Raw genomic sequence first — 11,654 nt, 5'->3', positions numbered from 1 at the left:
TTAAGAAAACCACAACAAAGAGGCGAGGTGCATCGGCTTTGAATGTAACTGATTTGCAACAAAAGTTTATTGAGAAGTACGGAGAAAGTGGAGCGGACATCCGTGTATTTCATGCCCCTGGGCGTGTGAATCTGATTGGTGAACACATCGACTACAATGGTGGTTATGTGCTCCCGGCCGCGCTTGAGTTTGGCACAACCTTGCTCATTCGTGAACGTACGGATAACGAATTGCAGCTGGCTTCTACCAATATGGATTACGAGGGGACTCTGGACAGAGCCTCCATTGGTCAGGAGAAAACGGGAGAGTGGACGGACTACCCGATAGGCGTCATGGTACAGCTTCAAGGCAAAGGTGTGCAAGTGACGAGAGGGTATGATTTCCTCTACCACGGTGAAATACCAAATGGCGCAGGACTTTCCTCATCAGCATCTCTGGAGGTTCTCACCGGGTATGCTATTCAATCGATGGAAGGGATCGCGGACATCGATACAGTGGAACTTGCGCTTTTGTCCCAGAAAGCAGAGAATGAGTTTGTTGGTGTCAACTGCGGTATTATGGATCAGTTTGCTGTAGCCAACGGGGCGAAGGATCATGCGATTCTGCTGATGTGTGATACGCTGGAGTACGAGAAGGTTCCTTTCCGTACAGGTGCTTACAAACTGATTATCGGTAACACAAACAAACGCCGTGGTTTGGTTGATTCGGCTTACAACGAGCGGCGCTCTCAATGCGAGCAGGCACTTGCCATTTTGAAGGAACAGCTGCCTGCACTGAATTACCTGGCTCAATTGAAGCCAGAGCAGTTTGACACCTTACAGGATCAGATCAAGGATGAGAAAGTCAGACAGCGTGCCCAGCACGTTGTAGAAGAAAATGCACGAGTACTTGCATCCGTAGAAGCGCTGCAGAACAATGACTTGCAGATGTTTGGACAGCTGATGAATGCTTCGCATGAATCGTTGCGTGATTTGTATGAAGTCAGCTGCAGTGAACTGGATGTCATGGTTGAGGAAGCACAGCGGATTCCAGGAACACTAGGTGCACGTATGACGGGAGCAGGTTTTGGTGGATGTACAGTGTCCCTGGTACATGAGAATGATGTGGAACGTTTTGTGAGTGAGGTGGGGGCGGCGTACGAAGCACGTACCGGTCTCACAGGTGATTTTTATGTATGTGGCGTAGGCGAAGGTGTTAACGAACTCAAGGAGGCGAAGTAAAATGGCAATTTTGGTGACAGGTGGAGCAGGGTATATTGGTTCTCATACGGTGGCAGCGTTGCTTGAACGTGGCGAAGAGGTCGTTGTGCTGGATAACTTGCAGACAGGACATCGCGAGGCATTGCTTGGCGGTAAGTTGTATGAAGGTGATTTGCGTGACAAGGAAATCTTGACGAAGCTGTTCGCGGAAAATTCAATTGATGCCGTCATTCACTTTGCGGCGAACTCGCTGGTCGGCGAGAGCATGAAAGAACCGGCTAAATACTACGATAATAACGTATTCGGCACACTTTGCCTGCTTGAAGCGATGAATGCAGCGAATGTACGCCGCATCGTCTTCTCTTCTACAGCAGCAACTTACGGCGAACCTGAGAAGGTGCCGATTGAAGAGAGCGACCGTACGGAGCCTACGAATGTATATGGTGAAACCAAATTGATGATGGAGCGCATGATGTCCTGGTTCGACAAAGTGCAGGATATCAAATACGTGTCCCTGCGTTACTTCAACGCAGCCGGTGCACACGAAAGTGGCAAAATCGGTGAAGATCACCAGCCGGAAAGTCACTTGATTCCGCTTGTATTGCAGACGGCATTGAAACAACGTTCACATATCGCTGTATTCGGAGATGACTATGCAACAGAAGATGGCACATGTGTCCGCGACTACATCCACGTTAGCGATTTGGCTGATGCGCATCTGCGTGCTGTGGATTATCTGCGCAAAGGGGAGAACAGCAATGTGTTCAACCTGGGGAACGGCACTGGATTCTCGGTGAAGCAAGTGATCGAAACCGCTAAAAAAGTAACAGGCCTGGATATACCGGTTGTTCAGGAACCACGCCGTGCAGGTGACCCGGCTGTGCTGGTGGCATCGTCTGCGAAAGCAAGATCCGTTCTGGGCTGGAACCCGAAATGGACCAATCTCGAAGATGTCATTCAAAGCGCATGGAACTGGCACCAATCACGCCCGGAAGGCTACGGAAAAAACTAGGAGGCGAACATCTTATGTCACAGACTCAACCTGGAGCAGAGGCCACAGAGCGTACACCCGAGCAGCAGGAAGCACTGCATGCCATTGAGCGTCTGGTCGCATTTGCCTTACAGAAAAAATTGATTGAGGAAGCGGATTACGATTATAGCCGCAACCTGCTGATGGAACAGTTCGGATTCTCGGAGCCTTACGCTGGTGAACCGGATTCTACAGTTCCTGATAGTCCACAGACCATGCTGGACACTCTGATTGACTATGGATATACTATCGGACTCATTCCTGAAAATAGCGATACCTTCCGTGACCTGCTGGACGCGAAAATTATGGGTCACCTGATGGCGCGCCCATCGGAAGTCGTGCGTGCGTTCCGTGAAAAGGAGCAAGCTGAGGGAATCGAGGCGGCAACATCGCAATTTTATGATTTGTCCATTAACTCGAACTATATCCGAATGGATCGCGTATCGAAGAACGTCTATTGGACGCAGGATACTGCTTATGGAGAGATGGAGATCACGATCAACCTTTCGAAGCCGGAGAAGAGTCCAAAGGAAATCGCTATGGCGAAATTGCTTCCACCTCCGGTATATCCGAAATGTCAGCTGTGTCGTGAAAATGTAGGTTATGCTGGTCGGGTGAATCACCCGGCCCGCCAGAATCTGCGTGTCATTCCGCTACAGCTTAACAATGAGCCGTGGTTGTTCCAATACTCGCCGTACGTGTATTACAATGAGCACTGCATTATTTTCCATCATGATCATGTGCCGATGAAACTGACGAAGGATACTTTGCGCAGATTGCTTGCCTTTGTTCAGGAATATCCGCATTATTTTATCGGGTCTAACGCCGATCTTCCAATCGTGGGCGGTTCCATTCTGACCCATGATCACTTCCAGGGCGGACGTCATACTTTTGCCATTCAAAACGCACAGCCAGAGGCGGTCTTCCGCCATGCGGATGCACCAGGGCTGACGCTTAGCCTTGTAAAATGGCCGATGTCCGTGATGCGTTTGCATTCACATGATCCTGCGGAATTGCTAGAAGCAGGTAACGCGGTCTACGAAGCGTGGAAGGTCTACAGTGACTCCGCAGTAGAGATCGAAGCGTTTAGTGAGATCGATGGGGAAAAGGTACCTCACAATACGGTAACTCCAATCGTTCGCCGTAGTGCGGATGGCGGCTTTGAGATGGATCTCGTTTTACGTAACAACCGTACAAATGACGAGCACCCGGAAGGCATTTTCCACCCACACCGTGAAATGCACCATTTGAAAAAAGAGAACATCGGCTTAATCGAAGTCATGGGACTGGCTATTTTGCCGGGACGTCTGAAGCAAGAGCTGGACGGTATTGCCGACATATTGGCGGGGAATACAGAGCTTGCTGAAGCGGCCCAGGCAGCAGATCATGAACTGAACAAACATTTACCGTGGGCAGAAGCGTTGAAGCAGGGGCATGGCTCCAGCTTGACGAAGGAAGAAGCGGTTACCCTTGTACAACAGCAGGTAGGTTTGAAATTTTCCGAAATTCTGGAGCATGCAGGTGTGTACAAACATGATGAAGCTGGACGTCAGGCATTCCGCCGCTTCGTAAGCAGTATGGGATATACCGAGTAATGAAATCAACAGGCATCCGTTCAATTGTGAACGGGTGCTTTTTGTCATGGAATAAGGTGTATAATGAAATAAGGAAATGAAAGAAGAGCGAAGTAGAATGGCCCACACTACATAAGGAAAAGGGGACGATTTATTTGGAAAAGCAGCCGCTTAATCTTCCATTTATCTCAGATGCCAAGGAGCTTAAAAGCATGGTTGGAGAATCCAGCGAACGTGTGCGAAATAAAGTCATCTCGTTTGTCGATTCGCATGTGCAGTCGTTTATCGCAAAGTCACCCTTGTTTTTCTTGTCCACTTCGGATCAGGATGGAAAATGTGATGTATCACCGCGCGGAGATGAACCCGGCTTTGTTCGTGTATTGGATTCTTATAGACTGGTGTACGCGGAACGCCCAGGAAACCGCCGAATCGATTCCTTGTTAAACATCCTGTCAGATCCAGGTGTAGGAATGTTGTTTGTGATTCCGGGTTTGAATGAAGTGCTGCGTATCAATGGAACAGCTCGGATCACAAAGGATGAAGAATTCATCGCAAGCATGAACTGGAGTGGTAAAACGATTGGAGCCGCCGTCATTGTTGAAGTCGAGGAATGTTTCATTCATTGTCCGCGGGCTTTCAATCAGGCAGGGTTGTGGGACGCTACAACTTGGGCAAAAACAGAAGACTTGCCATCCGTGAATGAGCTTCTTCAGGCACATCTGAAGATCAACGGCTTGAACTAAAGTGAGCGGCTATCGATTTGTTTTTCTAGAAAAGGGGTACTATAATTGAGGTTGCACTAAAAACTAAACTCCATTGGAGGCGATTATAGATCATGAGATCTTTTCAATTTTATAACCCGACTCGTCTAATCTTCGGTAAAGGTCAGCTCGAAGCGCTGAAAACCGAAGTGCCGAAATACGGCAAACGGGTTCTGCTTGTATATGGCGGTGGAAGCATCAAACGTAGCGGACTGTATGATCAAGTGCTTGGTTTGCTCAAGGAAATCGGAGCAGAAGTAACGGAGCTCGCAGGTGTGGAGCCGAATCCGCGTCTGTCCACTGTACATAAAGGCGTGGACTTGTGTAAAACACATGGTATTGAGCTCATTCTGGCTGTTGGTGGCGGTAGTGTGCTTGATTGCGCCAAAGCGATTGCCGTCGGGGCGAAGTACGATGGAGACATGTGGGACTTCGCGCAGCGTAAAGCGGTTGCACAAGACGCACTTCCACTCGGCACAGTGCTTACCATGGCGGCAACTGGTTCAGAGATGAACTCCGGTTCCGTAATCACTAACCAAGAAACACAAGAGAAGCTGGGCTGGGGCAGTGCGCATTCTTTCCCTGCATTCTCCATTCTTGATCCCGTAAATACATACACGGTACCGAAGGATCAAACGGTATACGGTATGGTGGACATGATGTCTCACGTGTTGGAGCATTATTTCCATCTGGATCCGAACACACCTGTTCAGCTCGGCTTCTGCGAGACGATTTTGCGTACAGTTATGGAAGCAGCTCCTCGTTTGGTGGATGACCTGGAGAACTACGAACTTCGTGAGACGATTCTGTATTGCGGAACAATGGCACTTAATGGCGTGCTGAACATGGGACTTGCAGGAGACTGGGCAACGCACAATATTGAACATGCGGTATCTGCGGTCTACGACATCCCGCATGGTGGTGGACTTGCAATTCTGTTCCCGCACTGGATGAGACATAACCTGGATGTGAAGGTAGATCGTTTCAAACGTCTTGCGATCAACGTGTTTGACGTGAACCCTGAAGGTAAATCCGACAGACAGATTGCCGAGGAAGGTATTGATGCACTCAGCAAGTTCTGGACATCCATTGGTGCACCAAACCGTCTGGCCGACTATGATATTGATGACAGTCAGATTGAGGTTATGGCGGATAAAGCGATGCTGTTTGGCCCGTTCGGTAACTTTAAAAAGCTGCAACGTGAAGATGTGGTATCCATCTACAAAGCTTCGCTGTAAGTGAATTAAGAAGCTTGATGTGTAAGCTTAATATTTATTTGACTACAGATACAAACGCAAGTCTCCTGCTGGAGGCTTGCGTTTTTTAGTGTCTGGATTACTGTGAATCACTTCTGTGATTCCACACCGTGAATTGGCATGGAAGAGATAAATGGAGCATTCCTCAATAATATAATGCTAATACCCATTAGCGGCTTCTCAATACAACTCAGGAAAGATTTTGAAACATTTTGCCTGGATGTACGTATTTATTTACATGTGGAATGCACAGTTGGGAGAAATTGCAGCGGAGAGGAGGAAGAGGGGATGGAAGCAATCTATTGGGGGTGTCTCATCGGAGGTGCCGTTTTTGCCATCGTGAGTCTGGTGCTAGGTGACTTGATTGACGGTTTGCTGGATGGTGCTTTCGAAATGCCTGGTGTTGATTTTTTTAAACCTGTTGTACTGGCGGGATCCATCACTGCTTTTGGTGGAGCAGGCATACTACTGACGCGGTACAGCTCTCTTAGTGTGATGTCGAATCTGATCTTATCCCTGCTGATCGGTATTGCTGCAGCCATGCTGGTATTTTTCGCATATATCAAGCCGATGCGTAACAGTGACGTTTCAATTGCTTTCTCCATGAAGGAGTTAGCGGGCAAAATTGGTGAAATCACGATTCCGATACCGGCAAACGGATTTGGTGAAGTCATGATTCGTTTTGCATCTGGTAACACCATTCAGACAGCGTCCAGCTTCGAACAGCTACCCATTGCGGCGGGGGCACGAGTGGTTGTCATTGATGTGGTGGACGGAGTATTGCGCGTATCCGAGTGGGAAGAAGATGTACTTAAGGATGTCTAGGTCAGTGAAATTTCCTAATAATGCGGGGAACTGACGGTAGCAGAATGATTTTTAATACTTACGAGACAAGGGGAGAGATGTGAATGGGTAATCTGGATTGGGATGTATTGTTAATTCCTGTTGTGGTTGTTGGTGTAATTTTGATTCTGGGTTTAGCTTTCTGGGCGAGATACAAAACGGTCGGTCCCGACGAAGCGATGATTGTAACCGGTTCATTCTTGGGTAGCAAAAATATTTCGGAAGATGAGTCAGGACGTAAAATCAAAATCGTGCGCGGCGGCGGTGCGTTCATCCTGCCTGTGTTCCAGCAGTCTGAATTTATTTCGTTACTGTCACACAAGCTCGATGTATCCACGCCTGAGGTTTACACAGAGCAGGGAGTTCCTGTTATTGCTGACGGGGTGGCGATCATCAAGGTCGGAAGCGCTGTAGAAGACGTTGCAACGGCTGCTGAGCAATTTATCGGCAAACCGGTTGACGCGCTGAGGGGAGAAGCCCAGGAAGTGCTGGAGGGGCATCTACGGGCCATTCTCGGTACGATGACGGTGGAAGAGGTATATCGGAACAGAGATCGTTTTGCTCAAGAGGTCCAAGGCGTGGCCGCACGGGATCTGAAAAAGATGGGTCTGCAGATCGTTTCCTTTACCATTAAGGATGTCCGTGATAAACAAGGATACTTGGATGCACTCGGTAAACCAAGAATCGCAGCCGTGAAACGTGATGCTGAAATTGCCGAAGCGGAAGCGATGCGGGATGCCCGGATTCAGAAGGCAAATGCCGAAGAGCAAGGACAAAAAGCAGAGTTGCTTCGTGATACCAATATCGCTGAGGCAGCCAAAGAGAAAGAATTGAAAGTAGCCGCCTTTAAACGTGATCAGGATACAGCCAAAGCGGAAGCCGATCAGGCGTATCATATCCATGAAGCGCGTGCAAGACAAACGGTTGTTGAAGAGCAGATGAAAGTTGAACTCGTACGTAAAGAGCGTGAGATCGACCTGCAGGAAAAAGAGATTACGGTTCGTGAGAAACAATATGACGCAGAAGTGAAGAAAAAAGCGGAAGCGGATCGTTATGCCGTTGAGCAGGCTGCGGAAGCCGATAAAGCAAAACGTATGCGTGAAGCCGATGCGGTTCAATACTCCATTGAAACTCAAGCAAAGGCAACAGCCGAGCAAAAACGGCTTGAAGGTCAGGCCATTGCGGATGCAGAGCGTGCAAAAGGTACAGCCGATGCAGAAGTTATCCGTTTGCGCGGTCTTGCCGAAGCGGAAGCCAAAGAAAAATTGGCTGAGGCGTTCCAGAAGTTCGGGGAAGCTGCAGTACTCGATATCATTGTCAAAATGCTGCCTGAGCTGGCTGGTAAAATCGCTGAGCCAATCTCCTCGATTGACAAGCTGACGGTAGTAGATACAGGTAAAGGCGAGGGGGCTGCACGTGTCAGCAACTACGTCACGGAACTGATGGCTACCGCACCTGAGATGTTGAAAAGTGTGTCAGGCATCGACGTGGAGCAACTGATCAAAGGGTTGACCAAATCGAAAACAGCTACACCAGTGGCTGTGCAATCGAGTGAACAGGTAAAGTCAAGCCCATCTATTATCGAGAGCATTGTAGAGCGTAGCGATAAAAAAGAGTAAGAACTGGTAGCGTAATTACACGGCGGGTCTATTGACCTTATGGCGAATTTTTGTTACTTTTTAAGCGAGACGTCCGGCGCGGTTTGCCCGCTCCGGATGTTTTTTGATTTGGTTGAAGATGTGTCAGGCACATCCAAGATGGTGTGAAAAAAAGAGGTGCAAAAATGAGCAGCCTGCATGTAGATAAAGCGCTAAATAATAATGTAATTATTGCACAGCATCCTGAGCACGGCGAAGTTGTGGTCATTGGCAAAGGCATCGGCTTTAACCGGAAGCCGAGTGATGACATTCCACTGACGGCTGTGGAAAAGATGTTTATTTTGAAAAACCAGCAGGAGCAGGAGCAGTACAAGCAACTTCTTCCGCAGGTGGATGAGGCTTTGATTGAGATTATTAACGAAGTCATCACGTATATCGCAGAGCGTACGGACGTTCCGCTTAATGAACATATTCATATTGCTTTAACGGATCATATTTCTTTTGCCCTTAAACGCAAGGAGCAGGGAATTATCATTCAAAATCCCTTTTTATATGAGACAAGAGAGATCTATCCAGATGAGTATCGGATGGGAGAATATGCCGTTCGTTTAATTAAGGAAAAGATGGGCGTAGATCTTGGCCAAGATGAGATTGGTTTTGTGGCTCTGCATATCTATAGTGCGATGACGAACCAGAACATATCCCAGGTACGAGAGCATTCTCAATTAATTACGGATCTGGTGAACCTGGTTGCGGACCAGCTTGACTATTCCTTCGAAACGCAGTCTTTGGATTATTCCCGTCTGTTGACTCACCTTCGGTTTGCCCTGGAACGTGTACGCCGTGGAGATAAGGTGGAGGAGCTGCACAAGCTGGATTCCTTGCTCAAATTAGAGTATCCCGAAATGTACTCGCTTGCATGGAAGCTTACTAAGGTGATGGAGAAGCGATTAAAACTGCCTGTATATCCGGCAGAAGTTGGTTATCTAACGATACATCTACAGCGACTGAATCAACGGAAAGAAGAAGAGAATAAGTGAAATCATGTCAGAAATTTTAGCGAAATTACGTTTTTTTCTGTAAAGGCTTGCAATGCGTCTGAAGTGGTGCTACAATGGTGACCGTAATCAAGCAACTGAATAAACATAAGCGACGTGTTACTGACTCGATCAGGCATGAGTTAATTAGAGTGTGATTGTTCTACCTTTTTAAGGGTATGCTATACCCCAAGGCAGGCACAGTTCACTTTTATTAGTTCATGCCTTTTTTGTGTTCCCTTGCTTGCATCACGACATACAGACTTAGACGAAAGGAAGAATACGACGCGATGTTTAAAAAGCTTTTTGGTGTATTGCAAAGAGTAGGTAAAGCTCTCATGTTGCCTGTAGCGATCTTGCCAGCCGCAGGTTTGCTGCTCGGAATCGGTAACATGCTGGTGAATCCGGATTTCCTGCAATATGTGACTGCGCTCGATACCCCTTGGGTAAACTCGATTGCAACTATAATGATGAACGCAGGTCAGATCGTATTTGATAATCTGGCATTGCTGTTTGCTGTCGGGGTAGCTGTTGGACTCGCTGGCGGTGAAGGTGTAGCAGGACTTGCAGCCATCATCGGTTACCTGGTCATGAATGTGACTTTGGGTTCTGCAGTAGGCGTTACGCCTGCTATGATCGGCAAAGTACCTGGTTACGCAAGTATCCTGGGTATTCCTACACTAAGCACAGGGGTGTTTGGAGGTATCATCATTGGTATCGCCGCAGCACTGTGTTACAATCGGTTCTTCAAAATCGAACTGCCGTCTTACCTTGGATTCTTCGCAGGTAAACGATTTGTTCCTATTGTCACCTCGGTAGTTTCCCTGTTGTTAGGGCTACTGCTTGTGGTCATCTGGCCACCAATTCAAAACGGATTAAATGCCATTTCTCACTTCATGGTAGATACCAGCCCGACTTTGTCGGCCTTTATCTTCGGTGTTGTAGAACGGTCACTGATTCCGTTTGGTCTGCATCACATTTTCTACTCCCCATTCTGGTTTGAGTTCGGTGAGTATGTGAACAAAGCCGGCGATGTCATTCGCGGGGACCAAAAGATTTTCTTCAGCCAGCTGCGTGATGGCGTTGCGCTGACAGCGGGAACGTTCCAGGTTGGTAAATTCCCGTTCATGATGTTCGGTTTGCCAGCAGCCGCACTTGCGATGTACCATGAAGCAAGACCTGAGCATAAAAAATATGTTGCGGGTATCATGGGTTCAGCTGCACTGACATCATTCCTGACAGGGATCACAGAACCACTCGAGTTCTCGTTCCTGTTCGTAGCACCGATTTTGTTTGCAGTACACTGTATCTTTGCAGGTTTGTCCTTCATGACGATGCAATTGCTCGATGTCAAAATCGGGATGACCTTCTCAGGCGGCTTCATTGACTTCCTGATCTTTGGTATCATTCCAAACCGCACGCCATGGTGGGATGTTATTATCGTTGGTTTGATCCTTGCTGTGATCTATTACTTCGGTTTCCGATTCATCATTCGCAAGTTCAATCTCAAAACACCTGGACGTGAAGAGGCATCTGCGGAAACTGCATCTGGCGGTTCTTCAGGCTCCACGGACGATCTGCCTCACAATATCCTTGAAGCCTTTGGCGGTAAGGAAAATATTAAACATCTGGATGCATGTATTACTCGTTTGCGGATTGAAGTGAATGAGAAATCCAATGTACAAAAAGATCGTTTGAAACAATTGGGTGCATCTGGTGTGCTTGAAGTGGGTAATAATGTTCAAGCCATCTTCGGAACACGTTCCGATACGATCAAGTCCCAAATGCAAGATATTATTGCAGGGCGTACACCTGCACCGACTCCGGTTGCTGAAGTTAAACCAACTCCTGAAGAGGAGAAAGCACAGGGAGAACAAGGTGAACGCATTGTGGCAGAGGATATCGTAATGCCAGTCAATGGTGAGCTGATGGATATTACCAACGTACCAGATCCGGTCTTTGCTGAAAAAATGACAGGTGACGGGTTCGCCATTTTGCCACATGACGGAACGATTACATCCCCTGTGTATGGTAAAGTATTTAATGTATTTCCAAGCAAACATGCCGTAGGTATCATGTCCGACGGCGGTAAGGAAGTGCTTGTACACATAGGTGTCAATACGGTGAAATTGAAAGGCCAAGGTTTCAACGTACTGGTACAGGAAGGTGACCTGGTATCCGCAGGGCAACCGATTATGGAAGTGGATCTGGAGTATGTCAAAGCGAACGCCCCTTCGATCATTTCTCCGGTGATATTCACCAACCTGCCAGAAGGCTCTACGGTCACTTTGAAGAAGAGTGGCGTGCTCAAAGTTGGCGATCAGCCGATCATTGAGATAAAATAAGAACTGTTCCA

At 47.8% G+C, this 11,654-nt stretch carries 9 protein-coding genes; all 9 read left to right on the top strand.

Annotation, left to right across the window (positions count from 1 at the left end):
- Positions 1-38 precede the first annotated feature (38 nt).
- The 9 genes from FS818_RS14350 to ptsG all read left to right on the top strand — a co-directional run bounded on the left by FS818_RS14350 (position 39) and on the right by ptsG (position 11,643).
- Complete coding sequence (locus FS818_RS14350) at positions 39-1,220, top strand: galactokinase (protein WP_145332648.1); 1,182 nt, start codon at positions 39-41, stop codon at positions 1,218-1,220.
- Between the two features lies 1 nt (position 1,221).
- On the top strand, positions 1,222-2,211 hold the full coding sequence (gene galE / locus FS818_RS14345) for a UDP-glucose 4-epimerase GalE (protein WP_090915498.1): 990 nt from the start codon (positions 1,222-1,224) through the stop codon (positions 2,209-2,211).
- A gap of 14 nt (positions 2,212-2,225) precedes the next feature.
- Complete coding sequence (locus FS818_RS14340) at positions 2,226-3,824, top strand: UDP-glucose--hexose-1-phosphate uridylyltransferase (protein WP_145332647.1); 1,599 nt, start codon at positions 2,226-2,228, stop codon at positions 3,822-3,824.
- Between the two features lie 128 nt (positions 3,825-3,952).
- Positions 3,953-4,546 carry an MSMEG_1061 family FMN-dependent PPOX-type flavoprotein gene (locus FS818_RS14335; RefSeq protein WP_260989876.1) on the top strand — a complete coding sequence of 198 codons (594 nt, stop codon included), beginning with the start codon at positions 3,953-3,955 and terminating at the stop codon, positions 4,544-4,546.
- A gap of 92 nt (positions 4,547-4,638) precedes the next feature.
- On the top strand, positions 4,639-5,802 hold the full coding sequence (locus FS818_RS14330) for an iron-containing alcohol dehydrogenase (protein ID WP_145332646.1): 1,164 nt from the start codon (positions 4,639-4,641) through the stop codon (positions 5,800-5,802).
- A gap of 306 nt (positions 5,803-6,108) precedes the next feature.
- A complete protein-coding gene (locus tag FS818_RS14325) occupies positions 6,109-6,645 on the top strand; it encodes an NfeD family membrane protein (protein ID WP_145332645.1) in 537 nt (178 codons plus the stop codon).
- Positions 6,646-6,728: 83 nt separating this feature from the next.
- Positions 6,729-8,282 carry a flotillin family protein gene (locus FS818_RS14320; RefSeq protein ID WP_145332644.1) on the top strand — a complete coding sequence of 518 codons (1,554 nt, stop codon included), beginning with the start codon at positions 6,729-6,731 and terminating at the stop codon, positions 8,280-8,282.
- A gap of 164 nt (positions 8,283-8,446) precedes the next feature.
- A complete protein-coding gene (gene glcT, locus FS818_RS14315; RefSeq protein ID WP_090915486.1) occupies positions 8,447-9,301 on the top strand; it encodes a glucose PTS transporter transcription antiterminator GlcT in 855 nt (284 codons plus the stop codon).
- A 287-nt stretch (positions 9,302-9,588) separates the two neighbouring features.
- Positions 9,589-11,643, top strand: a complete 2,055-nt coding sequence (gene ptsG / locus FS818_RS14310) for a glucose-specific PTS transporter subunit IIBC (RefSeq protein ID WP_145332643.1) — start codon at positions 9,589-9,591, stop codon at positions 11,641-11,643.
- The last annotated feature ends 11 nt before the right edge of the window (positions 11,644-11,654 follow it).

Origin of the sequence: Paenibacillus xylanexedens (assembly GCF_007680605.1) — a bacterium.
Lineage (GTDB): Bacteria > Bacillota > Bacilli > Paenibacillales > Paenibacillaceae > Paenibacillus > Paenibacillus xylanexedens_B.
This window is presented reverse-complemented; position numbering and strand designations above follow the sequence as displayed.

Coding starts and splice junctions, on each gene's coding strand:
- galE (WP_090915498.1), top strand. CDS start 1,222: ATGGCAATTTTGGTGACAGGTGGAGCAGGGTATATTGGTTCTCATACG.
- FS818_RS14340 (WP_145332647.1), top strand. CDS start 2,226: ATGTCACAGACTCAACCTGGAGCAGAGGCCACAGAGCGTACACCCGAG.
- FS818_RS14330 (WP_145332646.1), top strand. CDS start 4,639: ATGAGATCTTTTCAATTTTATAACCCGACTCGTCTAATCTTCGGTAAA.
- FS818_RS14325 (WP_145332645.1), top strand. CDS start 6,109: ATGGAAGCAATCTATTGGGGGTGTCTCATCGGAGGTGCCGTTTTTGCC.
- FS818_RS14320 (WP_145332644.1), top strand. CDS start 6,729: ATGGGTAATCTGGATTGGGATGTATTGTTAATTCCTGTTGTGGTTGTT.
- glcT (WP_090915486.1), top strand. CDS start 8,447: ATGAGCAGCCTGCATGTAGATAAAGCGCTAAATAATAATGTAATTATT.
- ptsG (WP_145332643.1), top strand. CDS start 9,589: ATGTTTAAAAAGCTTTTTGGTGTATTGCAAAGAGTAGGTAAAGCTCTC.